Source organism: Mesorhizobium sp. M4B.F.Ca.ET.058.02.1.1 (assembly GCF_003952505.1).
Classification (GTDB): Bacteria; Pseudomonadota; Alphaproteobacteria; order Rhizobiales; family Rhizobiaceae; genus Mesorhizobium.
Map to the genome: position 1 here is coordinate 4,952,288 of NZ_CP034450.1, position 25,284 is coordinate 4,977,571.

At 60.3% G+C, this 25,284-nt stretch carries 19 protein-coding genes and 1 pseudogene; 19 read left to right on the forward strand and 1 reads right to left on the reverse strand.

The genetic code is table 11. The annotated features are described in order from the left end of the window. Positions 1–39: 39 nt before the first annotated feature. The 14 genes and pseudogenes from EJ073_RS24040 (at position 40) to EJ073_RS24100 (ending at position 18,766) form a co-directional block, all read left to right on the forward strand. A complete protein-coding gene (locus EJ073_RS24040; RefSeq protein WP_126057780.1) occupies positions 40–2,346 on the forward strand; it encodes a S9 family peptidase in 2,307 nt (768 codons plus the stop codon). Positions 2,347–3,179: 833 nt separating this feature from the next. Beyond that, on the forward strand, positions 3,180–6,701 hold the full coding sequence (locus tag EJ073_RS24045) for a Ulp1 family isopeptidase (RefSeq protein WP_245454737.1): 3,522 nt from the start codon (positions 3,180–3,182) through the stop codon (positions 6,699–6,701). A 206-nt stretch (positions 6,702–6,907) separates the two neighbouring features. Further along, positions 6,908–8,932, forward strand: coding sequence for a conjugal transfer protein TraG (locus EJ073_RS24050; RefSeq protein ID WP_024502848.1), 2,025 nt, complete (start codon positions 6,908–6,910; stop codon positions 8,930–8,932). Between the two features lie 116 nt (positions 8,933–9,048). After that, a complete protein-coding gene (locus EJ073_RS24055) occupies positions 9,049–9,462 on the forward strand; it encodes a CopG family transcriptional regulator (RefSeq protein WP_095488561.1) in 414 nt (137 codons plus the stop codon). Beyond that, positions 9,459–10,427, forward strand: coding sequence for a P-type conjugative transfer ATPase TrbB (gene trbB, locus EJ073_RS24060; RefSeq protein ID WP_024502850.1), 969 nt, complete (start codon positions 9,459–9,461; stop codon positions 10,425–10,427). The genes EJ073_RS24055 and trbB overlap by 4 nt, the downstream gene beginning before the upstream one ends. Positions 10,428–10,439: 12 nt before the next feature. After that, the gene (locus EJ073_RS24065; protein ID WP_126057781.1) at positions 10,440–10,748 is read left to right on the forward strand and encodes a TrbC/VirB2 family protein; all 309 of its coding nucleotides are present in this window, start codon (positions 10,440–10,442) and stop codon (positions 10,746–10,748) included. Continuing rightward, positions 10,748–11,020 (forward strand): VirB3 family type IV secretion system protein, encoded by a 273-nt coding sequence (locus tag EJ073_RS24070; protein ID WP_024502852.1) that lies wholly within the window; start codon positions 10,748–10,750, stop codon positions 11,018–11,020. Before EJ073_RS24065 ends, EJ073_RS24070 begins: the two co-directional genes overlap by 1 nt. Next, the gene (trbE, locus tag EJ073_RS24075) at positions 11,014–13,464 is read left to right on the forward strand and encodes a conjugal transfer protein TrbE (RefSeq protein WP_126057782.1); all 2,451 of its coding nucleotides are present in this window, start codon (positions 11,014–11,016) and stop codon (positions 13,462–13,464) included. The genes EJ073_RS24070 and trbE overlap by 7 nt, the downstream gene beginning before the upstream one ends. Beyond that, a complete protein-coding gene (trbJ, locus tag EJ073_RS24080) occupies positions 13,461–14,186 on the forward strand; it encodes a P-type conjugative transfer protein TrbJ (protein ID WP_024502854.1) in 726 nt (241 codons plus the stop codon). Before trbE ends, trbJ begins: the two co-directional genes overlap by 4 nt. A gap of 33 nt (positions 14,187–14,219) precedes the next feature. After that, positions 14,220–15,542 (forward strand): P-type conjugative transfer protein TrbL, encoded by a 1,323-nt coding sequence (trbL, locus tag EJ073_RS24085; RefSeq protein ID WP_126057783.1) that lies wholly within the window; start codon positions 14,220–14,222, stop codon positions 15,540–15,542. Continuing rightward, positions 15,543–16,163: pseudogene (trbF, locus tag EJ073_RS31735) on the forward strand (conjugal transfer protein TrbF); the annotation flags it as partial. Positions 16,164–16,274: 111 nt separating this feature from the next. Next, positions 16,275–17,300 carry a P-type conjugative transfer protein TrbG gene (trbG, locus tag EJ073_RS31740; protein WP_127232321.1) on the forward strand — a complete coding sequence of 342 codons (1,026 nt, stop codon included), beginning with the start codon at positions 16,275–16,277 and terminating at the stop codon, positions 17,298–17,300. Further along, complete coding sequence (locus EJ073_RS24095; protein WP_126057785.1) at positions 17,297–18,511, forward strand: TrbI/VirB10 family protein; 1,215 nt, start codon at positions 17,297–17,299, stop codon at positions 18,509–18,511. The genes trbG and EJ073_RS24095 overlap by 4 nt, the downstream gene beginning before the upstream one ends. A 12-nt stretch (positions 18,512–18,523) precedes the next feature. Then, positions 18,524–18,766 carry a DUF2274 domain-containing protein gene (locus EJ073_RS24100; protein WP_126057786.1) on the forward strand — a complete coding sequence of 81 codons (243 nt, stop codon included), beginning with the start codon at positions 18,524–18,526 and terminating at the stop codon, positions 18,764–18,766. A gap of 235 nt (positions 18,767–19,001) precedes the next feature. On the opposite strand, the gene hemN is transcribed toward EJ073_RS24100, so the two are convergent. Next, a complete protein-coding gene (hemN, locus tag EJ073_RS24105; RefSeq protein WP_126059321.1) occupies positions 19,002–20,351 on the reverse strand; it encodes an oxygen-independent coproporphyrinogen III oxidase in 1,350 nt (449 codons plus the stop codon). Positions 20,352–20,503: 152 nt separating this feature from the next. Here hemN and EJ073_RS24110 point away from each other — a divergent pair, with 152 nt between their 5' ends. From EJ073_RS24110 to ccoP, 5 genes are all read left to right on the forward strand, one after another. After that, positions 20,504–21,247, forward strand: a complete 744-nt coding sequence (locus EJ073_RS24110) for a Crp/Fnr family transcriptional regulator (RefSeq protein ID WP_126057787.1) — start codon at positions 20,504–20,506, stop codon at positions 21,245–21,247. Positions 21,248–21,743: 496 nt separating this feature from the next. Beyond that, positions 21,744–23,363: a cytochrome-c oxidase, cbb3-type subunit I gene (gene ccoN / locus EJ073_RS24115; protein ID WP_126057788.1), complete on the forward strand. Its 1,620-nt coding sequence runs from the start codon at positions 21,744–21,746 to the stop codon at positions 23,361–23,363. Beyond that, positions 23,363–24,094 carry a cytochrome-c oxidase, cbb3-type subunit II gene (ccoO, locus tag EJ073_RS24120; protein ID WP_126057789.1) on the forward strand — a complete coding sequence of 244 codons (732 nt, stop codon included), beginning with the start codon at positions 23,363–23,365 and terminating at the stop codon, positions 24,092–24,094. The genes ccoN and ccoO overlap by 1 nt, the downstream gene beginning before the upstream one ends. A gap of 11 nt (positions 24,095–24,105) precedes the next feature. Beyond that, positions 24,106–24,255 (forward strand): cbb3-type cytochrome c oxidase subunit 3, encoded by a 150-nt coding sequence (locus tag EJ073_RS24125; protein WP_024502864.1) that lies wholly within the window; start codon positions 24,106–24,108, stop codon positions 24,253–24,255. A gap of 2 nt (positions 24,256–24,257) precedes the next feature. Further along, complete coding sequence (gene ccoP, locus EJ073_RS24130) at positions 24,258–25,121, forward strand: cytochrome-c oxidase, cbb3-type subunit III (protein WP_126057790.1); 864 nt, start codon at positions 24,258–24,260, stop codon at positions 25,119–25,121. Positions 25,122–25,284: the final 163 nt, after the last annotated feature.

Here is a 25,284-nt window from a genome sequence, read left to right on the forward strand (position 1 = left end):
CAAAATTAGCATTCCGAAAACCGAAAGAAGTGAACAGGTATGTCCAGGATCGGCGCTTTGACGCGCGCGGCATGGCGATCGGCAACTCAGACGCTGGCCAAGGGTTCGAAAAGTTTACACCCGACGCTAGCGCCGGCCGATTTCAAGCGCGCACTTACGATCAACGATCGATATGGCGGGCTCACTGTCAATGTCCCCAAAATGCCTTTCTGGCTGACCGGGGGTGAAGCCTTCGTCTACCGCCGGACTAGCCACGGCGAGCAGCAGTTCATGCAGGTCGATGCTGCCACGGGTTTCAAGCGGCCCGCTTTCGATCAGGCGCGTCTGGCGGCAGCGCTAAACAAGGTGAGCCATGAGAGCTATCAAGCCGGCAATCTTCCGTTCGACCGTTTCGAACTGAGTGAGGATGGTCGCAGGCTCGACTTCCAGATTGAAGACACCCGGTGGAGCTGCGACCTTGCAAGCTATGACTGTACCAGCACCACATTCGATGCAAGGAAAGGGGACCGTAGGGAGCTCAGCCACCGCTACACGCCGCCAGCGGAGAACAACCCCGACAAGAGCAACGCGTCGCCCGACGGCAAATGGATCGCGGATATCAAGAACTGCAACGTTTTCCTGCGCAGCGAGGACGGATTGCAGGATGTTCCTCTGAGCCGGGACGGAGCCGAAGGCAATTGCTACGTCTTTTCGACGCTGAGCTGGTCGCCGGACTCGCGCCACCTCGCCGCTTACCTTGTTCGCCCCGGCTATAGGCGAGAGGTCCGCTACCTCAATTCATCGACGGACCAGTTGGAGCGGGAATATTCAACAATATTCTATCCCAGGCCGGGCGATGTCCTTCCGCTGCCCCAACCAGTCCTGTTCGACATTGCCGGCCGGCGCCAGATCGTGATTGACGGTGCCCTCTTCTCGAACGTCTTCGAACTTTCCCCTCTCCGGTGGTGGGCGGACAGCCGCGGCTTCACTTTCGAATATAACCAGCGCGGGCATCAGCTCTATCGCTTGGTCGAGGTAGACGCCGCCTCGGGCCGCGGGCGCTCCCTGATCGATGAGACCAGCGAGACATTCGTGGATTATTTGCCGCTGGGGCATGGCCAGGAGGATGCCGGAAAAATCTTCCGTTACGATGTCGATGACGGGAAGGAGATCATCTGGGCATCAGAGCGCGACGGGTATGAGCATTTGTATCTTTTCAACGGCCGGACAGGCGCGCTCGAAAACCAGATCACCCGAGGTGAGTGGGTCGTCCGGAGGGTCAACCATGTCGATCCGGTGAAGCGTCAGATCTGGTTCGAGGCGAGCGGGATGAACTCGCAGGAGGACCCCTATTGGGTCCATGCTTACCGCATCGGCTTTGACGGCAAGGGACTGACTGCACTGACGCCCGAACCGGCCAACCACCATATCGAGTTCTCGCCTGACAGGCGCTATTATGTCGATCTCTGGTCACGCATCGATCTGCCCCCGCGCATGGCACTCTACCGCGCCAGCGACAATGCCAAGCTCCAGCAGATCGAGACGGCCGACATTTCCGAGCTCGTCGCCGCAGGCTGGCAGCCGCCGCTCAGTTTCCATTCCAAGGGGCGCGACGGCAAAACTGACATCTGGGGTGTGCTCCACCTGCCAGCCAACTTCGACCCGACGAAGAAATACCCGGTTGTGGAGAATATCTATGCTGGACCCCACGGCTCCTTCGTCCCAAAATCCTTCTCGCGGTGGACAGAGCCGCTCACGCAGCTGGGCTTCGTCGTTGCTCAGATCGACGGCATGGGCACCAACAACCGCTCCCGCGCCTTCCATGATGTTGCTTGGAAGAATCTGAAGGACGCAGGATTTCCCGATCGCATTCTGTGGCACAAGGCGGCGGCCGCGCAATATCCATGGTACGACATATCCAACGTCGGCATTTTTGGCGCATCCGCCGGCGGCCAGAGTGCAGTCAGCGCGCTGCTCTTTCACCCCGATTTCTACAAGGTCGCCGTCGCCAAAAACGGCTGCTTCGACAACAGGATAGACAAGACCTGGTGGAATGAACTGTGGATGGGGTGGCCGGTCGGCATTGAATATTCGCAATCCTCCGCCGTTGACAATGCTCACAGGCTGCAGGGCAAGCTGATGATCGCGGTCGGCGAAATGGATGATAATGTCGATCCGTTTTGCTCGTTCCAGCTTGCCGATCGACTCATCAAGGCAGGAAAAGATTTTGACATTGTCTACGTTCCTGGTGCCAATCACCATACTCTAGGCACCTACACCGAGCGCAAACTCCTAGACTTCTTCGTTCGCAACATTCTCGGTCAGACCCCGCCCGACTGGAACAGCAAACCGATCGAGCTGGAGTAGCTTGTGGCTCTTGCAATTGTTAGCTCGCCTTATCGGCTGTAATCAGGGCGAGGCGCGAGCAAATCTGCACCGAAGGACGATCGTGGAGTCTAGGACTTGCGCTGCGTATTGAGGATAGGCTCGCCGCGACGTTGGTCTGAGCAAACTGCTTGATAGGCACGCCTGCAGACCGCGTGTGTGCGATTGCAAGATCCCCTATCAGCCTGGTGTGAAGCGTTCAGGGGAAAAGCCGCACCCAACGCCGCTTCCGCTCGCCGTAACGCTACGGCGGTGCGGCCCACCCGATCCGCTCGACGAGCATAGGAACACATAGGTCCCCGAACGGACGATTACCTTGGCAATAGAAGACCCTCGTCGGTCATCGCCGCTGTGGGTGGCAGCCCGTCGGTCTGGAGCTGCCACGATTCTCATCCTCGCGTCACATATGAGCTGAAGCTTTCCGGATCGGGTATCCAATCGGCATCCAGTTGCTCGGCGATATGGTTGAATTCTACCTCAGGACAAGAGTGAGTAGAGCAGCCCCGCTACGAAAATCCTATCCTGGTTCGTTTGACGCATCGACTATTCAGATTGATTGGCGTGATACCCGGCGCGGCCGCAACACGCTAGGCCGTCAACCGCTGAGCAGAAAACCAGCCTTCGCCTTCCGCGGCGGCGGACCTCGTCAGCCTTTCGAAAGCTTGCCTGAGTAGGTTGCTCATGTGATCTGTGGAAGTGAGGCTAGCGTGCACCCGTACAAACTGGACATTCATCGTAGCAGCTTGGCTGCAGGTGCAGCACGCCGTACCGCACGAGCAAGCGGACAAGCCGGCCAAGCCGGTTTTGAGCAGCACTTGGGCGAATTGCAGGCGGCGGATGAGTTGATGAGTGCACCAGGCGAGGATGTCCTCGTCAATGGCTCGCATGGCAAAGGTGAGTTGAGACCAACGAAGAGGCAGAGGATCCAAAGCAATCTGCAGCATGCTGTCACTGAGCGGCAACCAGGTCAGGTTGGTGACTCAGGCGCTCGCGCGATGATGCAACTCCCTGCCCATCAGGTGGGTACATCGGAACGGGAGGCGCAGCTCGCGATGCAGGGGGATGAGCACGAATACACCCCAGCGCCGCATCTCGATGGGTCGATGCCCTCGACAGTGCAGCCGGATCGTCCAATTGTGGCCCCCGACGGTGCCGACAAGCGTCCTGTTTATTCCAACGATGCCACCGCCATCGAAGGGCTGAAGTCTGCACTCCTTGCGGGTAAAGCCAGGCCGGACACGGTCACTCGCAGCGCAAATTCTCTTTTCGGCTTTAGTCGTTGGCTCTTTCAAAACAAAAAGCCAGGGTTTGCTGCTCGGCTTTACCATCCGTCGCTGAGCCAGGATCTCGAGGAGTACGAGAGTAGGGGTGGTTCCTCCACAGTGGCTGGCGCACTGCGTCAACTGATGAAGCCGATAGGCGGAGCCGCCCCGATTGTGGGTCGCGCTGTCCTGAACCCCCATCCTGACGACGCCGCGCTCACTAGACATTTCAGATCCGCGAGCGGCTACGCAACTGCTCTTAACCATTTCAGTCATTACCTACGTCAAAATGACAAGCTCGGGATTGCGGGCCGGATTTACGATGAATCGCTGGATAAAGATGTTGAGAGCTACAAGGCCGCCTCCTCTACTCGTGGAGCTCCGATCGAATCTGCACTGGTTTATATCCGCAAGCACCCGCCGCGCGTTATACTCGGGAGTCATCTGGAAAACGCGGTCAGCATGGAGGCTCGTCCCCGTGGCGACGCTGCTCAGCATACCGCACCACAGCAGGGATTCGATTGGCCAGAGGAGCTCCTGCCGGTAGGTTATAAGGAGGGCACCGATCTACCATTGTCTCTCGCCCCAACCGCGCACCAACACCAAGCACCCGACTTTGGAGAGGCCGTCCCTCACTTGAACTGGCGCCACGGCGACCAGGGCGCCCCGGAGGGGCTGGTAGCTGCACGGGACAGGAGCAGCCCGCTGCCAAGCGAGGCGGTGCCACATAAATCTGGACGGGGACTCGCTACGCAGCCCAGATTGTGGGCGGAGAAATCCGCCTCGCCAGAGCTCTTTCGACGGCGGGCGGAGCAGGCTCTGCCGGCGTCCGCCAGAGGTGTGGAGACATCCTCCGCGGTTGATGAAGCCGCCGCTCGCCAAGCTTTGGCTTGGTTGCAGCAGGAGATGGAGGGGATCGAACCGATGCAGGATCCTCATAAGGTGGCTACACCGGAATCTGAGGCGCAGCTCGTCAGGCAGAGGGATGAACACGAATCCACCCCAGCACCGCATCCCGGAGGTGGTGGTTCGATGTCCTCGACAGTGCAGCCGGATCGTCCAATTGTAGTCCCCAACGGTTCCGACAAGCGTCCTGTCTATTCCAACGATGCGACCGCTATCGAAGGGCTGAGGGCAGCATTCCACGCGGGTAAGGCCAGCGCGAACACGGTCACTTTCAATGTAAATTCTCTTTTCGGCTTTAGTCGGTGGCTCCTTCAAAACAACAAGCCAGGGTTTGCTGCTCGGCTTTACCATTCGTCGCTGGATCAGGATCTCAAGGAGTACGAGAGTACGGGTGGTTCCTCCACCGTGGCTGGCGCACTGCGTTACCTCAAGAAGTCGACAAGCGGAGCCCCGATTATGGGTCGCCCTCTCGTGATCCCCTATCCTGACGATGCCGAGCTCATTAGAGATTACAGAGCCGCTTCGACCAAGGAGTACCTGGCAGCGCCTGCGACCGGACGGAATCCAGATACCGTGGGCGGCTATACAAATTTTCTTAGACATTTTAGCCAGTATCTGCGTCAAAATAACAAGCCTGGGATTGCCGCTCGGATTCACGACAAATCGCTGGATAAAGATGTTGAGAGCTTCAAGGCTGTCTCCTATGGTAATAGACTAAGTATCGGTTCTGCATTGGCTCACCTCCGGGATATCCTGCCGCGCATTGTGCTCGGGCGCGAAACTGTCCTTGCTGCTCATCCGGCAGACGCAGTCACCAGGCGCGTTGGGGCCGCTGCTGAAGCTGGGCCAGCGGCACCGGCAAGAGCTCCCCAACCCGCCTCGCCAGCAACCGCTAAGCTGCCAGGCACCTACCGCGGCCTTCCACTGGTTGATGTGACCACACTGACGACCAGTTCCTCTGGGGCTCAGATCGGGGCGCTCGATCCGACAGCCCCGTCCAACGTTGCAACGGGGCGGGTGCTCGGCGCCGCCGAATGGCTGAGCGACGCCCATGTCCAGAGAGATTACAATTTGCTGGAGCGGCAACTGCAGGGGATCAATCCGGCGCTCGCTGCCCGGACTCGGCTGGTGGATCCTTCCGTATCCCATCTACTGCGACACACGTCGCCGCAAGACGCTCGAGGCATATTGCAGTCCATCTATAATCAAAACAACGCCACAGCCGACTTCCTGTTCTTGCCAGTGAATAATGGCACGGCTACTAGCCCCGGCACCCATTGGTCGCTGCTGCTCGTTGATCGCCGCGACCCCGAAAGGCGGTTCGCCTATCACTACGACTCCCTCCAGCGAGAGGGATATAACGACGTGCCTGCAAAACAGCTCGCAGGACTGCTGAATGCTACCTTGGCGCCAGCCCCCATGGCCAGACAGACGAACCATTATGATTGCGGCGTATTTGTCCTGGAGGGCACGTGGGCGCTGGTTGAACGATTGGTGAAAGGGCAGCGGCCAGACCACGAGCCGCTGCCCCTCGACAACCTCGTTGCCGATCGGCAGGCGCTGCAAGACCGGCTAAGGAGGCGCTTGCCGCACGAGGAAGAGCCGCGGCAGCTGCTGGAGGATGAACCCGCCTCCCCACCGATGATGGCATTCGAGCCAGGGGAACTGCGGCAACTGTTGGAAGACGAGCCTGACTCCCCACCAATGATGGCGTTCGAGTCAGGGGAACTGCGGCAACTGTTGGAAGACGAGCCTGCCTCCCCACCAATGATGGCGTTCGAGTCAGGGGAACTGCGGCAACTGTTGGAGGACGAGCCTGCCTCCCCACCAATGATGGCGTTCGAGCCAGGGGAACTGCGGCAGCTGTTGGAGGATGAACCCGCTTCCCCACCGATGATGGCGTTCGAGCCAGGGGAACTGCGGCAGCTGTTGGAGGATGAACCCGCTTCCCCACCGATGATGGCGTTCGAGCCAGGGGAACTGCGGCAACTGTTGGAAGACGAGCCTGCCTCCCCACCAATGATGGCGTTCGAGCCAGGGGAACTGCGGCAACTGTTGAATGATGAGCCTGCCTCCACTTGGGCACAAATCAATTCGACCCCACATGCGCGAGCGGACGGTGTTCATCAGCCAGCCCAGGCGCCCTGGCTCCCTGAACGCAGAAGATAACTTTGCGGAGGAGCGGTCACGCAACTGTCGGCGGCGCCGGGCCTCAGGGTGAATGGAGAGGATGGTGTCGCGTGAAGGCGCAACACGCGTGCTGACCGACCTGCATAGTAGGAAGTCGTTCATTGCTCCCAAATCGTATGTGAGGAACATTCCTGTCCCGGCTGCACCGCGCGATGCTAGGTCGCGTTGTTCAGCGGGCCAAGCCGATGACACCTACGAAGCTACTGATCGGGCAGATCGCCGTTGTGTGCGCAATTGTCATTATCGGCGTATGGACGGCAACCCAATGGTGCGCTCAAATGCTGACCTACCAGACGCCTCTCGGCGCACCATGGTTTCTCTTCGCCGGCTGGCCAATCTACAAGCCGTGGAAGCTGTTTGAATGGTGGTTCCACTTCGATGCTTATGCGCCGGAGGTCTTCGACAAAGCCGGTACGCTTGCAGGCGCCAGCGGATTCCTGGGCTGTGCCGCCGCAATCGCAGGCTCGCTTTTGCGCGCGCGACAGCGCGGGTCGGTTACGACCTATGGGTCTTCACGGTGGGCCACGACTCATGAGGTCGAGACGGCAGGGTTGTTACGGCCGGCGGGCGTTTTCCTCGGTAGGCTGAACGATCGCTATCTGCGCCATGACGGCCCGGAGCACGTCATGGCATTTGCGCCGACGCGTTCGGGCAAGGGCGTGGGGCTGGTTGTTCCAACGCTACTTTCCTGGACCGGGTCTGCCATCATTCATGATATAAAAGGCGAAAATTGGCAGTTGACCTCCGGCTGGCGGTCGAAATTCTCGTACTGCCTTCTGTTCAATCCGACCGACCCGAGATCGGCACGCTACAACCCGCTGCTGGAGGTGCGCAAAGGCCCAGATGAGATCCGGGACGTTCAAAACATCGCCGACATCCTCGTCGATCCCGAGGGCGCGCTGGAGCGACGGAATCACTGGGAGAAGACCAGCCATTCACTCCTAGTTGGCGCCATTTTGCACGTGCTCTACGCTGAAGAGGACAAGACGCTAGCCCGCGTCGCCACCTTCCTGTCGGACCCGCAACGCTCGTTTGCCGCAACGCTACGGCGGATGATGACGACAAACCATCTCGGGACGGGGCATAACCCTCAGGTCCATCCCGTAGTGGCCTCGGCGGCTCGCGAACTCCTGAACAAGTCGGAAAACGAGCGCTCAGGCGTCCTCTCGACCGCCATGTCCTTTCTTGGGCTTTATCGTGATCCAACGGTCGCGGCGGCCACTTCGTCCTGCGACTGGCGCATCGCTGACCTAGTGGATGGAGAGCGACCGCTGTCGCTCTATCTGGTCGTGCCGCCTTCGGATATCTCGCGCACCAAGCCTTTGGTGCGACTGATCTTGAACCAGATCGGCAGGCGGTTGACGGAGCGTCTGGAGGGGGACCCGAAGAAGAGCCGTAAGCATCAGCTGCTCATGATGCTGGACGAGTTTCCGGCGCTCGGTCGCCTCGACTTCTTCGAAACGGCGCTCGCCTTCATGGCAGGTTATGGCATTCGCTCCTATCTGATCGCACAATCTTTGAACCAGGTTTCAAAGGCCTATGGCGAGAACAATGCTATTCTCGACAATTGCCACGTGCGAATTGCCTTTTCCTCCAATGACGAACGCACGGCCAAGCGCATCTCGGATGCCCTCGGCACCGCAACCGAACTTAGGTCGATGCGCAACTATGCGGGCCATCGGCTTGCGCCCTGGCTTTCACATGTCATGGTGAGCCGCCAGGAAACCGCGCGCCCGCTCCTGACGCCAGGCGAGGTGATGCAATTGCCGCCGTCAGACGAATTGGTCCTGGTTTCTGGGTTGCCGCCGATCCGCGCCAAGAAGCTGCGCTATTATCAGGATCAGAATTTCACAGATCGGGTGCTGCCTGCGCCGGTGCTGCACGACGGACCCTATGCGGACTGCCCTGCATCACGCCCGGACGGCTGGACTGGACAAGTGTGCAGCGTCGATAGCCGACTTGCTGCGGACGAGGAAAGCGCCGACGCGCCAGTTGAAGACGAGGGAGGCGTTCAGCAGCAACGCCATCCAAGCCTGCCCGAAGAAGACGTTGTTGTCTCTCAAGAGCCCGATCAGGCCGATCTGTACAAGCCCGCAGACGATGACAGCGAAGCGCTCGCGGACAAGCGTGTCATGGATCGGATTTCCACTGCGGCCCGCGCCTACGGTATCAACGAGGGCAGGGGCGACGATGTCATTCCCGGCTTCTGAAGTCCGCTGAGTTGCAGAGCGCACCTCAGCGTAGATAACGGCCATAAGCAATTTTGAGCGTCTGGCCGATGCTTCTCCCGTCGCCGGCGCAACGCCGGGCCGTCGGAACGAGCCGCATGAAGCCGCACCGCATTCGCCATCAGTTTCTGCTTGAGCCGGAGCTCAGCGAGAAACTGGACAACCTCAGTCGCGATCCGTCAACGACCAAATCAGCGATCGTGGCGAAGGCGATCGAGGCGTTCATCGAGCGGCGTGGCGAGAGCGAGTTCGATCGGCGCTACGGCGTAAGGCTTGACCGGCTCTCCCGCGATCTTGCCCACGTCAGGCGCGATTCCGAGGTGATCCTGGAGAGCCTGGCGCTCTTCATCCGCTTTTCGATCACCCTTCACGCCCACACGCCGGTCCCGGATCGGGCAACGCAGGCTATTGCCCAAGAGCGTTTCGAGAAATTCGTTGAGAAGGTCGGCCGCCAGATCGCTTCCGGCAAAAAGTCGCTTAGCAAAGACAATGGTGGGGGAGGGGAAGGATGAGCTCTCATCCCGAGGCCGACCACCGGCGGCGTGTCATGCTGCGCACCGCCATGGGTCCGGCAATCACCGAAGCCCTGGCCGATCCGTCCGTCATCGAGGTGATGGTCAATCCCGACGGCGCGCTGCGACTCGACCGGTTAGGCGAAGGTCGGGTCGATACCGACGTTCACATGCACCCGTCCGAGGCAGAACGTATCATCCGCCTGGTTGCTTCGCACGTGCGCGCCGAGGCGCACGCCGACAACCCGATCGTCAGTGCCGAATTGCCGTCTGGCGAACGCTTCGAAGGCCTGCTGCCACCTGTGGTGTTGGCGCCATGTTTTGCCATCCGCAAGCCCGCCGCGAAAGTCTACACCCTGGCCGACTATGTTGCCGAACGCATCATGCTGCCGCTGCAGGCCGATGCGCTGAAAAAGGCCGTCCGCGAGCGGCGCAACATGCTGATCGCCGGCGGCACTTCCTCGGGGAAGACAACACTCGCCAACGCTCTGCTGGCTGAAGTCGCCGAATGCGACGATCGGGTGATCCTGATCGAGGACACACGCGAACTGCAGTGCGCGGCCAGGGACTGCGTTGCCCTGAGAACAAGGCGGGGCTCGGTCACCCTTGCCGATCTCGTGCGCTCGACGCTGAGGCTCAGGCCGGACCGCATCATCGTGGGCGAGGTGAGGGGCGCGGAAGCGCTCGACATGCTGAAGGCATGGAACACCGGGCACCCAGGCGGCATCGCTACCGTACACGCCAATTCCGCGCGCTCGGCTCTCTATCGCATTGAGCAACTCGCCCAGGAAGCGGTGGTCACCGTTCCCCGCCGGCTCATCGCTGAGGCGATAGATCTGATCGTCTTCATAGCGGGACGCGGCTCGTCGCGCCACATCGACGCAATCGCCGAGGTCACCGGTCTCGACGGCAGCGGCGATTACGCCGTTGCCCCGCTCACGCTTTCGCAACTCCAGCAGCTTTGAAAGGCCTTCCTCATGCGCAAGAAGCTTCGCTTTCTTTCGTCCACAGCGCTCGCGTTTCTTAACACGGCCCCGGTTTATGCCGCCGGCTCCGGCATGCCGTGGGAGCAGCCGCTGCAGCAGATCCTGGAGTCCGTGCAGGGACCGGTCGCCAAGATCGTTGCGGTGATCATCATTATCACCACCGGCCTGACGCTTGCCTTCGGCGACACCGCCGGTGGTTTTCGGCGCCTGATTCAGATCGTCTTCGGTCTGTCAATCGCCTTCGCGGCATCGAGCTTCTTCCTCTCCTTCTTCTCCTTCGGTGGTGGGGCGCTCGTCTGATGGCCGCCGGGGAGCAGCATATCGAGGGCTTCGCAGTACCGGTCCACCGGGCGCTGACCGAGCCGATCCTGCTCGGCGGGGCTCCGCGCGCGGTGGCGATCCTCAACGGTACAGTGGCCGCGGCCATTGGCTTCGGCTTGCAGCAATGGATTGCTGGTCTGGTGCTTTGGATCGCAGGCCACTCGTTAGCGGTGTTTGCCGCAAGACGCGATCCGGACTTCGCCAGCGTGCTTGTGCGCCACCTACGTCTGAAGGGGTGGCTTGCATGCTGAACCTTTCGGAATATCGAAGCAAAGCCGACCGGCTTGCCGACCATCTACCCTGGGCTGCCTTGGTGGCGCCCGGCATCGTGCTCAACAAGGACGGCAGCTTTCAGCGGACGTTGCGGTTCCGCGGCCCGGATCTCGAAAGTGCGACGGAGGCTGAACTCGTCGGCATTTGCGCCCGGGCGAACAATGCTCTCAGACGCCTTGGCTCTGGCTGGGCATTGTTCTTTGAGGCCGAGCGCACAGAAGCGCTGGGCTATCCGAACTCGCATTTTCCTGACGCCGCGTCGTGGCTGGTCGACGAAGAACGCCGCGCTGCTTTCGAGGGGAAGGTAGCGCACTACGAGAGCCGCTATCATCTGACCTTGGTGTTTATGCCACCGCCGGACGCCCAGGCGCGCGCAGAAAGCGCGCTCGTCGACTCTCATTATTCCCGAGGAGAAAGAGACTGGCGCCAGGATCTGGCGAGGTTCCGTGACGAGACCAACCGCGTGCTCGATCTCTTCTCGGGTTTCATGTCCGAAGTACGCGTCCTCGATGATGCTCAGACGTTGACCTACCTCCACGGCACGATTTCGCCTCGTCGCCATCCTATCATGGCCCCGGAAACGCCGATATATCTGGATGCAATCCTGGTCGATGCGCCGCTTACCGGTGGCCTGGAGCCGATGCTGGGTGAGCAGCATCTTCGCACACTGACCATCCTCGGCTTTCCGAACCTCACCCGGCCCGGAATCCTCGATACCCTCAATCATCAGGATTTCGCCTATCGCTGGATGACGCGCTTCATTCCGCTCGAGAAAACGGAAGCCACGAAGACGCTGACGCGATTGCGCCGGCAGTGGTTTGCCAAGCGCAAATCGATCGTGGCAATCCTACGCGAGGTCATTACCAACGAGCCGGTCCCGCTTGTCGATAACGATGCCGACAACAAGGCGCTCGATGCCGACGAAGCCCTTCAGGCATTGGGCGGTGATCATGTGAGTTTCGGCTATCTCACCACCACCGTGACGGTGTGGGGCGAGGATCGCCAAGCCGCTGCAGAGAAGCTTCGCGCGGTCGAGCGCATCATCAATGGGCTCGGCTTCACCACGATCCGAGAAGGCGTCAATGCGGTCGAGGCTTGGCTCGGCTCATTGCCTGGCCATGTCTACGCTAACGTTCGCCAACCGCTCGTTCATACATTGAACCTTGCCCATCTCATGCCGCTGTCGTCGGTTTGGGCCGGTCCTGCGACAAACGAGCATCTCGCGAAAGTCACCCAAACCGAAGCGCCACCGCTTTTCGTTGCCGAGACCAGTGGGTCGACACCGTTTCGGCTTTCCACCCACGTCGAAGATGTCGGCCACATGCTGGTTGTTGGTCCGACCGGCGCCGGCAAGTCGGTTCTGCTTGCTCTGATTGCTCTGCAGTTCAGGCGCTATGCCGGCGCCCAGGTTTATGTCTTCGACAAAGGCAATTCGGCCCGTGCTGCAACACTTGCCATGGGTGGAGAACACCACGCGCTAGGAGCGGACGGTTCCCTTGCCTTTCAGCCACTGCGCAGCATCAACGACCAGGCTAGCCGAAGCTGGGCGGCCGAATGGATCGCCAGCCTTGTTGCCCACGAGAACGTCACCGTCACGCCGGAGGTGAAGGAGGCTATTTGGTCAGCGCTGGCCAGCCTTGCCACCGCGCCGGCGCAGGAACGCACACTGACCGGTCTTTCGGTCCTGCTTCAATCCAATGCGCTGAAGACCGCATTGATGCCCTACACGCTCGACGGTCCCTTCGGCCGCCTGCTCGATGCCGATCATGATGGGCTGGCCTTGTCGGATGTGCAGTGTTTCGAGACCGAGGAGTTAATGCACAGCCAAGGCGCTTTGCTGCCGGTGCTTACCTATCTGTTCCAGCGACTTGAGGAACGGTTCGACGGACGGCCCACGCTGATCATGCTCGACGAGGCGTGGGTCTATCTCGACAATCCGCTGTTCGCCGCCCGCATCCGCGAATGGCTGAAGGTGCTGCGAAAGAAGAACGTGTCGGTTGTCTTCGCTACGCAGTCGCTGGCTGATATCGCGGGCTCTGGCATAGCGCCGGCAATCATCGAAAGCTGCCCGCAGCGCATTTTCCTTCCCAATGATCGTGCCGTGGAACCCCAGGCGCGCACAGCCTACGAGCGCTTCGGTTTAAGCGAGCGGCAGATCGAATTGATCGCCCGCGCCACGCCGAAGCGTCAGTATTATCTGCAATCGCGCCGCGGCAACCGTCTGTTCGAGCTCGAGCTTGGCCCCATCGCTCTTGCGCTTTGCGGTGCTTCCGATCCGGCCACGCAGACTCTGATCGACAGGATCATGTCCGAAGACGGGCAAGGCAGCTTTGCCTCGCAGTTCCTGATCGCGCGCGGCCTCGATTGGGCCGGCGAACTTCTCAAGCAATTCCCTCAACCAGACAAGGAGCAATTCTCATGATGCGGCGACGCCTTCTCTCCGGCCTGATCACCGTTTCCCTGATCGCCAAGCCTATGGCCGACTATGTGCAGCCCGCGTACGCCCTTATCGTGTTCGATCCGTCCAATTATGCGCAGAACGTGCTGACGGCCGCGCGCGCATTGGAGCAGATCAACAACCAAATCCAGTCGCTGCAGAATCAGGCGACCATGCTGCAGAACATGGCGCGCAATCTTCAGCGTCTGGATTTCTCTTCCGTTGGCCAACTCACCGGTTCGCTCCATCGCATCGACGGCTTGATGGACCAGGCGAGTGGCCTCAGCTTTGATCTGGGCAAGCTTCAAGACCAGTGGCGCAGCCAATATCCGGAAAGCTACGACGCCACGATCAAAGTCAGCGATGTGGCGAGTGCTGCGCGGGAGCGTTGGCAAACCGCCATGCAGGCGTTCCGCCAGACCATGGGTGTCCAGTCGCAAATCGTCGAGAACGTCCGCGCCGACGGCGATCTGCTCGCCGATCTCGTCAACCGCAGCCAAGGGGCGGCCGGTGCGCTTCAGGCAAGCCAGGCCACCAACCAGCTGATGGCGCTTTCGACAAAACAGCAGATGCAGATCCAGACGCTGCTCGCAACGCAGTTTCGAGCTGAGGCCGAGGATGCCGCCCGCAAGGCCCAGTCAGACGAAGCCGCCCGCGAGATGACGAAGCGGTTCTTGGGTACCGGCTCGGCTTATCCCGGCAATTAATCACGAGTTCATCACGACGAGAAAGGCAGCGGCATGAACGACCTTGGCGTCATCGATCGCTTCATGGAGACCTTCATCCGCTACATCGACAGCGGGTTCGGTCTGCTATCGGGCGACCTCGCCTTCCTCACTACCATTCTGATCGGCATTGACATCACACTTGCCGGCCTGGCGTGGGCGCTCGGCGACGAAACCAGCGTTCTCGGCCGGCTTGTCCGCAAGGTGCTCTATGTTGGCGTCTTCGCCTTCATTCTGAACAATTTCAAGAACCTCGCCGATATCGTTTATCGTTCTTTTGCCGGTCTCGGGATTAAGGCGTCGGCCGGCAATCTGTCGGCAGACAATCTCTTGCGCCCGGGCCGCATTGCCGCGACCGGTTTCGAAGGTGCTTGGCCAATGCTTGACCAAGCCAGTCAGCTCCTGGGCTTCCCGGAAATCTTCGGCAACGCACTGACCATCTTCGTGCTGCTGATGGCCTGGTTCCTGGTTATCATCGCCTTCTTCATCCTTTCCATCCAGCTTTTCATCACCATCCTAGAGTTCAAGCTCACCACGCTGGCAGGTTTTGTTTTGGTTCCATTCGCACTTTGGAACCGTTCAGCGTTCCTGGCCGAACGCGTGCTCGGCCATGTTATCTCGTCAGGCATCAAGGTGATGGTGCTCGCCGTCATTGTCGGTATCGGCTCCACGCTCTTCGGGGAGTTCGCTTCCGCATTGCAAGGCAAGGAGCCGGATCTTGCCGGTGCCATGTCCCAGGTACTGGGCGCACTGGCACTGCTTGGCCTTGGCATTTTTGGGCCGGGGATCGCGTCGGGTCTTGTCTCAGGCGCACCGCAGCTTGGGGCGGGCGCCGCCCTCGGCACGACCGCGGCGGCAGCGGGTGTATCACTCGTTGCTGGAGGCACAGCATTTGCTGGCGCGCGTATGGCAACCAGCGGCGGTCTCGCCGCCATCCGAGCCGGCACAACAATGGGATCGGCTGCTTCCACGTCATGGCAGATCGGGCGCGCAACCTCGCCCGACGCTGGCCTCTCCGGTGTGGCTGCTGGAATGCATGGTGTAACCAGTGCAGCTGGCGGCGCCGCTATACGCATAGCGCGATCCGCCACTGCAAGTGTTGGGCGCAACGCCGATGCCGGGCGCGATGCCGCGTGGACCGCGACCGGCGGCGCGCCGACAGCGTCAATGACCGAACGCTCTGCCGGTTCGGCCACTGTTTCGGCGCCGACGTGGGCAAGGCGCCTACGTTCTGAACAGACCGCCCGGGCAAATCGCCACGCTGCCATGCAAGCTGTCCGAGACGGAGACCGGCCGGGAGGCAGCGCCAACCCCTCTCTCAACGACAAGGATGACTAGATGCTCTTCAAGCGACCCGTGCACCGTTACGGCAAAACACCCGAACCGGTCACGCCGTATCAAAAAGCCGCCCAACTGTGGGACGAGCGCATCGGCTCATCTCGACTGCAGGCCAGGAACTGGCGGATCATGGCCCTTGGCTGCCTGGCCTTGGCGACCGGGCTTTCCGGCGGACTCGTATGGCAGTCGATGCAAAGCCGTGTCGTGCCTTATGTCGTCGAGGTCGATGGCTTCGGCGAGACGCGCGCCGTCGCGCCGGCGGTCCGGAATTATGAGCCCTCGGATGCTCAGATCGCCTGGCATCTCGGCCGCTTCATCCAGAATGTCCGTTCCGTTTCCACCGATCCGGTTTTGGTTCGGCAGAACTGGTTGGCAGCGTACGACTTTGCTAGCGATCGCGCAGCGCTCTTCCTCAACGAATACGCCAAGGCGAACGACCCCTTCGGTCAGATCGGAACGCGCAGTGTTTCGGTACAGGTCACCAGCGTGGTCAGAGCCTCCGAAAGTTCATTCCAGGTCAAATGGACCGAGCAGGTGTTTGAGCGCGGAAGCCTTGCCAGCACGATGCGCTGGACTGCGATCCTCACGATCGTGATCCGCTCGCCAAGCAATACGGATCAGCTGCGCAAGAATCCGCTCGGCGTCTTCATCAATGCCATTGACTGGTCACGCGAGCTCGACAGCGCCGTCCCAGCCCCCTTTCTCCGACGGAGTCCACCAATGAAAGGTAAAATGTCACCGATTCGTGCCGTGCTGATCCTATCGGTGTCGGCAGCGGTCGTTTCCGCTTGTGCATCGAAGAAGGTGCCGCCGCCTGAGATTTCCTATGACGCTGCCGACTTCAAACCGGCCGCGATCGAAAAAGCGCCGGAGAGGCCGATTAGAATTGTCGAGGTGCCAAAACCACTGCCGCTGCCTGGCCAAATGCAGCCCGAGCCCGGCAAGGCCGAGGACAAGCGCCCTCCTGAAGAACGCGTCGCTGATGCCAACAAAGCCGCGACCCAGCAACCCACCAAGTACGGGTATGTTAATGCAGTGCAAGTCTACCCCTTCACCGATGGCGCGCTTTATCAACTCTATGCCGCGCCGGAGCGCGTGACCGACATCGCTCTGCAGCCGGGCGAGAAACTAACCGCCGTGTCGGCTGGCGACACCGTGCGCTGGGTCATTGGCGATACCGCAAGCGGCACCGGTGACAATCAGCGCACCCATGTTCTGGTAAAACCCTTCGCGCCGGGTCTTGCCACCAATGTCGTCATTACGACGGACCGGCGGACCTATCATTTGCAGCTTCAAAGCACCGAGAAGACCGCAATGGCGGCAATCTCCTGGACCTACAGCCAAGACCAGATCATCGCGCTTCGCCAGCGCAATGCTCAAGCCGAGGCAGTTACACCGGTCGCGTCGAACATCGCGCTCGAAAACCTTCGCTTTCGCTACTCAATCAGTGGCGACACACCGCCCTGGAGACCGACGCGAGCCTTCGACGACGGCAGCAAGGTCTATATTGAGTTCCCTCGTCGCATAGATCAGGGCGAGGCGCCACCACTCTTCATCGTCGGCGCAGATGGGAGCAGCGAGCTCGTCAACTATCGCGTGCGCGGCAACTATTACATCGTCGATCGGCTCTTCGCCGCGGCCGAACTTCGCCTCGGCACCAAGCGGCAGCAGGTGATCCGCATCAGCAGGATTGACGGCAGGCAACCGCAACGGCGGATCTCGCTCTTTCGCGGCAGCCGGCGAGGTGAGGGCTCATGATCGAAAATTCCCGCTCTGGCATCCCGCCGAAACTGGATCCCGAGGAACTGCAGCTTCGGGCCTCTCCCCGCCGCGTGGTGCGGTTCAGGCGCGGTGTGATCATCGCTATCGCAGCGCTCGGATCCGGCGCTGTCTTCGGCGTTACCATGATCGCCCTCCAGGGGCCGGCCCTTCGCATCAGGGATCAGGCGGAAGATCTCTACAACACTGAGCGCAAACCAACCGCCGAGGGACTCGATACGCTTCCCCATGACTATTCCGGCATGAAGCCAAAGCCTCCCGTCCTTGGGCTACCTTTGCCGGGCGACCTCGGCCGCCCCATCCTCGAGCGGCAGCGCCAGCTCGGCATCGTGCCGGGCCAAGACATCTCGGCCGAGGAGCAGCGTCTAGCGCAGCAGGCGATCGAAGCGCGTGAATCGCGGGTGCTTTTCCGCGTCGAAAATCGAGCTCAACAGACAGATGTCGGAGAGAGCGTGCAAACTGCTCAGCATCCATTTGAGGCGCTTCCCCAATCCGAAGCAGGACGCGCGTCAGCCTCGGTGGCGGCGGCGGAAGGCGACCAGAACAATCAGCAGCGAAAGCTTGATTTTCTCAGCCAGCGGAGCACTGGCGGGATCTACAATCCGCATGCGCTTCAGACGCCGATCTCGCCATATCAACTGATGGCTGGCAGCGTGATTGCCGCCAGCCTGATCACCGGCATCAATTCCGATTTGCCGGGCCTTGTCGTCGCGCAAGTCACCGAAAATGTGCACGACACGGTCACGGGCAACATATTGCTGATTCCGCAGGGCTCACGTCTTATCGGCGTCTACGACAGCGTCGTCGCGTTCGGGCAAAAGCGAGCGCTGCTGGTCTGGCAGCGCATTCTGCTGCCCGACGGCTCGTCGGCCGAAATCGACAATCTGCCCGCGAGCGACACCGCCGGCTACGCAGGGCTGGAAGACAAAGTCGATTTCCACACTTGGCAGATGATCAAGGGAGTGGCGCTTGCCACATTGCTCGGTGTCGGCACAGAATTCAGCCTCGGCGAAAACGAGAGCGATCTGGTCAAGGCGATCCGGGAATCAGCCCAGCAGAACGCCAGTCGAGCCGGCCAGCGCATCACCGAAAAAAACCTCAATATCCAGCCCACCATCGTCGTCCGCCCAGGTTGGCCACTGCGCGTCATCGTGCACAAGGACATCGTGCTGCGGCCATACGCCAGTTGAGCAGGAGTTATCATGGCTGACCTGAAACTTGGAAAACTTCCGGACCGAACAGCTTCGAAGATCACCATTACCGTCAGCGCGGAGCTGAGCCAAACACTCAAGGAGTATGCTGCACTTTACCGTCAGACCTATGGTCAGTCTGAAACCGTGGCAGAACTCATCCCTTTCATGCTGGCGGCGTTTCTGGAAGGCGACCGAGCCTTTGCCAGGGCCAGAAAAGAACGTCTGCCGACGGAGCTTGCCGGAAAATCGTGACTCCTCCGCTAGGGCAGCTGGAACATTGCCTAGCTGTCGCGACCTACCTGCTCCTCGCGAAGCATAGGATCAAACCCCTTGGAATGTAGGTATGCGCAAGAGAGGATGTGGAAGGAGATACCGCGCAACAGCCTAAGTTTGCATTTTCGATTTGATGCGGTAGTCGCCTATGAGCGGTCAAAACGAACGCAGCTGGTTCGCCGATCGACCAAACGGCGAGCGCACTGTGCTTTGCTCAGACCGCCACCGAGTGCCTCGCCGTTCCCCCTTTGAAATATGTATCGAACTTGGCCGCGATGGTTCGAATGAAGGGGCGACTTTCAGTCCGTACGAGGAAACTGTCACCATCGAATTCAAGCGCTCGGGCAGGATCGTGGAGTGCGATGGACCTCGAGCGATGAAGGAGCTGCTCGCCGGCTTTGCCGAACCGCTCCACCAGATCGACTGCCGAGAAGGCAAAATCACACATCAGCCGCTCGATGATCCAGCCACGGACGCGATCGTCGTCGGAAAGGGCAACGCCGCGGACGGCAGCCAACCCGCCATCCGCAACCATGCGCCCGTACCCGGCAGTCGAAGCCATGTTTTGCACGTAGCCTTGGCGAAAACGACCGATGGACGAAGGGCCAAGTCCGATCAGTGTCGGGCAGCGATCCTCAGTGTAGCCCTGAAAATTGCGATGCAAAACCCCTGCGCGGGCCGCTATGGCCAGCGCATCGTCGGGCTTCGCGAAATGATCGAGTCCTATTGCCTCATATCCCTTGGCGACAATTGCCCGCGCCGCGAGTTGAGATTGGGCGAAACGCTCAGTGGGACTCGGCAGCCATGCCTCGTCGATCATCGTCTGATGCTTCTTGAACCAGGGCACATGTGCGTAGCCGAACAGGGCCATCCGGTCTGGCTCCAAGGTCAGTGCCTGCGCCACCGTGGAACAGATCGTCTCGCGTGTCTGATTCGGGAGCCCGTAGAGCAGGTCCAGATTGACCGATTCGACGCCCCGCGAACGAACCCCGTCGACGACTGCCTTGGTCTGCAAAAAACTCTGCTCACGATTAATTGCTTTTTGCACTTGCGGATCGAAATCCTGCACGCCGAGGCTCGCCCGGGTTACGCCGATTTGAGCAAGTGCATCAAGGCGCGCCTTGTCCATGTCGTTGGTTTCGATTTCGATGCTGACCGTAGCATCCGGGAGAAAGTCGAAGCTGTCCCGCAAGGCCGCTCCAAGAGCAACCATATCATCGGGCCTCAGAATAGTTGGCGAACCGCCACCGAAGTGGATTGCACGGACATGTGCCTTGCCGCTCAGCAGACCGGCAATCGTGACGATTTCGGCATTCAGCGAGCGCAGATAAGCGGCCACCGGCTCATATTGGTGCGTCTGCTTGGTGTGGCAGGCGCAGAACCAGCAGAGCTTGTCGCAGTAAGGAATGTGCAGGTACAGCGAGATTTCGTCGCCGCTTTCCAGCGTCTCCAACCAGCCACGGTAAATGGCAGCATCGATCCCCGAATGGAAATGCGGCGCCGTCGGATAGCTGGTGTAGCGTGGGACGTTCTCGCTGAGTTTGACAGCTATTTCCGATTGCATCTCGCGTTCACCGTGTTGCCCGCCGGAACACTGCACGCATCGCTGAAGCAGACCCTGATCTCGATCAGCCGCGCTCATGGACAAACCGCCGCAGGATTTCTCTACCCTGGATGGGTATCCTGCCGGCAGTTAGGATCGGGTAAGGCGAACGCATGACCTTTCGGCAAGACATTCATAGTTCCGGCATTCCTGTTCTTTGCTTCCCTTGCGAGGCACGGCGTCGCGGTGTCTGCGGTGCGCTCGATCCAGACAATTTGGTTGGGCTCGCCAAGACTTGCTCGCGTCGCCGGATCGAGTCAGGAATGGAGTTGACCGGCGAGGCACAGAACGTCGACAGCTACTCCAACGTGCTTTCAGGCGTTGTAAAGCTATCAAAGAGCCTGTCGGATGGGCGCCAGCAGATCGTCGGTCTCCAGTTTGCACCGGATTTTCTGGGACGTCCTTTCAAGGTGGAAAGCTCGATCAATGCGGAAGCGGCAACAGCAGTCACGCTGTGTTCGTTTCCGCGAGCGGCCGTCGAACGGATGATGAAGGCGTCACGGGAATTCGAGCATCGCCTGCTCAAACAGACGCTGAATGAACTCGATGAGGCGCGCGAGTGGATGGTGACGCTGGGGCGCAAGACAGCTCCGGAAAAGGTAGCGACTTTTCTCCTCATGATGGCCCGGAATATCGATTCCAGTCTCGATGCGGCTTCCGGGTCGGCGTCCTTCGATCTGCCGCTGACGCGTGTCGAAATGTCTGATTTCCTTGGAATCACCAACGAGACCGTGAGCCGCCAACTGACGCGATTGCGGGCTGACGGGGTGATTCGGATTGAGAACGCACGCCATGTGACGGTGGACAGCATAAGCCGTCTGGAGAAGCGCTGTGGCGGCGGACGCGAGCGGCCCTAAGCGGCGAGGCCATGTCGCATGACTCCGGGGCGGGCCGTGTTTGCCTTTTAATGCGATGTTGCCGCGCCTTCGACGAAGCGGCGTCACGGTCGAGACAAACAGCTTTCGGGCTTTGATAGGAACGTGACCAATCGCCAGGTGTGTTTCGGCACATACCGGCGAAGCATGGTCCTTAATCTGCCACGGCTCGGCGGAACGATCGCGTTCGTTTCCAATGGGATCCGAACAACGTTTGGCAGGGCATCGGCAATAGCATCCAACGCGCGCAGGGCCTCAGCTTTCGCCTCAGCGATCGCGTCTGCGCCCGCCCAACCCAGGGAACGCCTTCCATGAGGGGGGTGAGCCCGCGCTGCGTTCCTCGTTCATTCGCCACCTGCTGATTGCGCCGCCGACACAAAATCTTGCGGCCTGACATAGATCAGGGCGAGGGGGCGGCGGCTGCGCGATTAGTGCGCTGCGGATTTGGCATCCACCAGATTCGAGATCGGGATCTGCAATGAAATTCGGCACAGAGATCGTCCTTCTAAGCGTGTTCGCTTTTGCGGCCCTGGTGGCCGCCGGCTTCGGCGTGGATGAACCTTTCCGCCGACACATGTGGGTGTTGTTCTTCGCAGTGGCTGGTTTCACTGCGATCCTGTTGCGCAACACGGAGTTCAAGCCAGCAGCTCCGATTGACCCATCCGCTTACATGGATGGTCCGATCCGCTACGGCGCGATCGCCACCGTGTTCTGGGGTGTCGTCGGCATGCTGGTCGGCGTGGTGATCGCGCTGCAGCTCGCCTACCCCGATCTCAACATCCAGCCCTGGTTCAATTTCGGTCGTTTGCGGCCGTTGCACACATCCGGTGTCGTCTTCGCCTTCGGCGGCAACGCGCTGCTTTGCACGTCTCTGTATGTCGTGCAGCGCACCTGCCGCGCCCGCCTCTTCGGCCGTGATCTGGCCTGGTTCGTCTTCTGGGGCTACCAGCTGTTCATCGTCATGGCCGCGACCGGCTACCTGCTCGGCATCACCGAGGGCCGCGAGTACGCCGAACCCGAATGGTATGTGGATGTCTGGCTGACCATCGTCTGGGTCGCCTACCTCATTCTGTTCCTTGGCACGATCCTGAAGCGCAAGGAACCGCATATCTACGTGGCCAACTGGTTCTACCTGTCGTTCATCGTCACCATCGCGATGCTGCATGTGGTCAACAACCTGTCCATACCAGTCTCGTTCCTGGGCTCCAAGAGCTACTCCGCCTTTTCAGGGGTCCAGGACGCCTTGACGCAATGGTGGTACGGCCACAACGCGGTCGGCTTCTTTCTCACCGCCGGCTTCCTCGGCATGATGTATTATTTCGTGCCCAAGCAGGCGAACCGGCCAGTCTATTCGTACCGGCTGTCGATCGTCCATTTCTGGGCGATCATCTTTCTCTACATCTGGGCCGGGCCGCATCACCTGCACTACACCGCCTTGCCCGATTGGGCGCAGACGCTCGGCATGGTGTTCTCGATCATGCTGTGGATGCCGTCCTGGGGCGGCATGATCAACGGCCTGATGACGCTGTCCGGCGCCTGGGACAAGCTGCGCACCGATCCGATCATACGCATGATGGTGATGGCCGTCGCCTTCTATGGCATGTCGACCTTCGAAGGCCCCATCATGGCGATCCGGGCGGTCAATTCGCTGTCGCATTATACCGACTGGACGATCGGCCACGTCCATTCGGGCGCGCTCGGCTGGGTTGGCATGATCTCGTTCGGCGCAATCTACTACATGGTGCCGAAGCTCTGGAACCGGCAACGGCTCTACTCGTTGCGGCTGGTCACCTGGCATTTCTGGCTGGCGACACTTGGTATCGTTGTCTACGCCGCGGTGATGTGGGTATCCGGCGTCATGCAGGGCCTGATGTGGCGCGAATACGACGAGCAGGGCTTCCTGGTCTACTCCTTCGCCGAGACCGTCGCCGCCATGCACCCCTACTATGTCATGCGCGCCATCGGTGGGGCCATGTACCTCTCCGGCGCGCTGATCATGGCCTGGAACATCACCAGGACCATCCTCGGCCACCAGCGCGAGGAGGAGCCGATGCCGAGCCCCGTCGCCATCCGACCTGCGCGATCAGGAGCCAGGTAATGGGCTTGATGGACAAACACGCAATCATCGAGAAGAACGCCACGCTTCTTCTCGTTGGCTCGCTGCTCGTGGTGACGGTCGGCGGCATCGTCGAGATCGCGCCTCTCTTCTATCTCGACAATACGATCGAGAAGGTGGAAGGCATGCGCCCCTATTCGCCGCTCGAACTTGTCGGGCGCAACATCTATATGCGCGAGGGCTGCTACCTCTGTCATAGCCAGATGATCAGGCCGTTCCGCGACGAAGTTGAGCGCTATGGCCACTACAGCCTAGCTGCCGAGTCCATGTACGATCACCCCTTCCAGTGGGGATCGAAGCGCACCGGGCCGGATCTCGCCAGAGTTGGCGACCGCTACTCGAATGCATGGCATGTCGCGCATCTTACCGACCCGCGCTCGGTGGTGCCGGAATCGATCATGCCGAGCTATGGGTTCCTGAAAGACACGCCGATCGACGTGAAGGATTTCTCAACGCATCTGGTCGCCAACAGGCTTGTAGCCGTCCCTTACACCGATGACATGATCGTCCACGCCAATGCGGATCTGGCGGCGCAGGCCGATCCCAATGCCGACACATCAGGCCTTGAGGCGCGTTACCCAAAAGCCAAGATCGGCGACTTCGACGGCAACCCGCAACAGGTCACCGAAATGGATGCCCTGCTCGCCTACCTGCAGATGCTTGGCACACTGGTCGACTTCAAAAATTACGACGAAGCCGCCGGCTACCGCTGAGGAGAACGCTGATGACCTACAATTTGATGCGGGCGTTTGCCGACAGCTGGGGCCTGGTTGCGATGGCGCTGTTCTTCGTGGGGTGCATCGCCTTTGCCCTACGCCCCGGCAGCCGAAGGCTGGCCGACGAAGCGGCCCGCATTCCGCTCGAGGACGAGTGATCATGAGCGACGAGCATATCGATGAAATCTCTGGCGTCTCGACCACCGGCCACGAATGGGATGGCATCCGGGAGCTGAACAACCCGCTTCCCAGATGGTGGGTTATCACCTTTTACGTCACCATTGTCTGGGCGATAGGCTACACCATCGCCTATCCAGCATGGCCTCTGTTGCACTCGGCGACGAAGGGTGTGCTCGGCTATTCCAGCCGCAACGAGGTCAGGAACGAGCTGACTGCGGCTGAGGCCGCCAAGGGCAAATATATCTCGGCGGTGGAGTCCAAGAGCGTCTCGGAGATCTCCGCGGACGACGGCCTGCGCGAATTCGCAATCGCCGCCGGTGGCGCCGCTTTCAAGGTCAATTGCGTACAATGTCACGGCTCCGGCGCCCAAGGTTCCAAGGGCTTTCCCAATCTCAACGACGACGACTGGCTATGGGGCGGCAAGGCCGAGCAGATCCAGCAGACGATTACGCACGGCATCCGCTTCGCATCCGATCCGGACACGCGCCTGTCGGAAATGCCGGCCTTCGGCGACATCATTACCGCCGACCAGATCGCACAAGTCAGCGCCTACGTGGCCAGCCTTTCCGGCAAGGTCCGCGATGCAAGTCTGATCCAACCCGGCGCCAAGGTCTTTGCCGAGAACTGCGTCGCCTGTCACGGCGACAATGCAAAAGGCAACAGGGAATTCGGCGCCCCCGACCTGACCGATGCGATCTGGCTCTATGGATCCGGTGAGACAGCCATCGCCGCACAGGTCCGTGCGCCAAAACAGGGCGTCATGCCGGCCTGGGTTGGCCGTCTCGGCGAGATCAAGGTCAAGGAACTTGCAGTTTATGTCCATTCGCTTGGCGGCGGAGAATAGGAATGGAAGTCCTATTCTTCGGTCCCCCCTGCCAAGCGGACGAGGCCCGGCGTGAGCCGGGCCTCGACACCATCCCTAATGCGATCTGCACAACCCGGCAAGGCTATCCTACCGCGAGGCTTTACGACAGGTGCCCCTGACATTGGCTGGGAAAGTGGAGTTG

Excerpts from the sequence above, each read along its gene's own strand:
- EJ073_RS24040 (WP_126057780.1), top strand. The coding sequence starts at position 40 with ATGTCCAGGATCGGCGCTTTGACGCGCGCGGCATGGCGATCGGCAACT.
- EJ073_RS24050 (WP_024502848.1), top strand. The coding sequence starts at position 6,908 with ATGACACCTACGAAGCTACTGATCGGGCAGATCGCCGTTGTGTGCGCA.
- EJ073_RS24055 (WP_095488561.1), top strand. The coding sequence starts at position 9,049 with ATGAAGCCGCACCGCATTCGCCATCAGTTTCTGCTTGAGCCGGAGCTC.
- trbB (WP_024502850.1), top strand. The coding sequence starts at position 9,459 with ATGAGCTCTCATCCCGAGGCCGACCACCGGCGGCGTGTCATGCTGCGC.
- EJ073_RS24065 (WP_126057781.1), top strand. The coding sequence starts at position 10,440 with ATGCGCAAGAAGCTTCGCTTTCTTTCGTCCACAGCGCTCGCGTTTCTT.
- EJ073_RS24070 (WP_024502852.1), top strand. The coding sequence starts at position 10,748 with ATGGCCGCCGGGGAGCAGCATATCGAGGGCTTCGCAGTACCGGTCCAC.
- trbE (WP_126057782.1), top strand. The coding sequence starts at position 11,014 with ATGCTGAACCTTTCGGAATATCGAAGCAAAGCCGACCGGCTTGCCGAC.
- trbJ (WP_024502854.1), top strand. The coding sequence starts at position 13,461 with ATGATGCGGCGACGCCTTCTCTCCGGCCTGATCACCGTTTCCCTGATC.
- trbL (WP_126057783.1), top strand. The coding sequence starts at position 14,220 with ATGAACGACCTTGGCGTCATCGATCGCTTCATGGAGACCTTCATCCGC.
- trbG (WP_127232321.1), top strand. The coding sequence starts at position 16,275 with ATGTCACCGATTCGTGCCGTGCTGATCCTATCGGTGTCGGCAGCGGTC.
- EJ073_RS24095 (WP_126057785.1), top strand. The coding sequence starts at position 17,297 with ATGATCGAAAATTCCCGCTCTGGCATCCCGCCGAAACTGGATCCCGAG.
- EJ073_RS24100 (WP_126057786.1), top strand. The coding sequence starts at position 18,524 with ATGGCTGACCTGAAACTTGGAAAACTTCCGGACCGAACAGCTTCGAAG.
- hemN (WP_126059321.1), bottom strand. The coding sequence starts at position 20,351 with ATGCAATCGGAAATAGCTGTCAAACTCAGCGAGAACGTCCCACGCTAC.
- EJ073_RS24110 (WP_126057787.1), top strand. The coding sequence starts at position 20,504 with ATGACCTTTCGGCAAGACATTCATAGTTCCGGCATTCCTGTTCTTTGC.
- ccoN (WP_126057788.1), top strand. The coding sequence starts at position 21,744 with ATGAAATTCGGCACAGAGATCGTCCTTCTAAGCGTGTTCGCTTTTGCG.
- ccoO (WP_126057789.1), top strand. The coding sequence starts at position 23,363 with ATGGGCTTGATGGACAAACACGCAATCATCGAGAAGAACGCCACGCTT.
- EJ073_RS24125 (WP_024502864.1), top strand. The coding sequence starts at position 24,106 with ATGACCTACAATTTGATGCGGGCGTTTGCCGACAGCTGGGGCCTGGTT.
- ccoP (WP_126057790.1), top strand. The coding sequence starts at position 24,258 with ATGAGCGACGAGCATATCGATGAAATCTCTGGCGTCTCGACCACCGGC.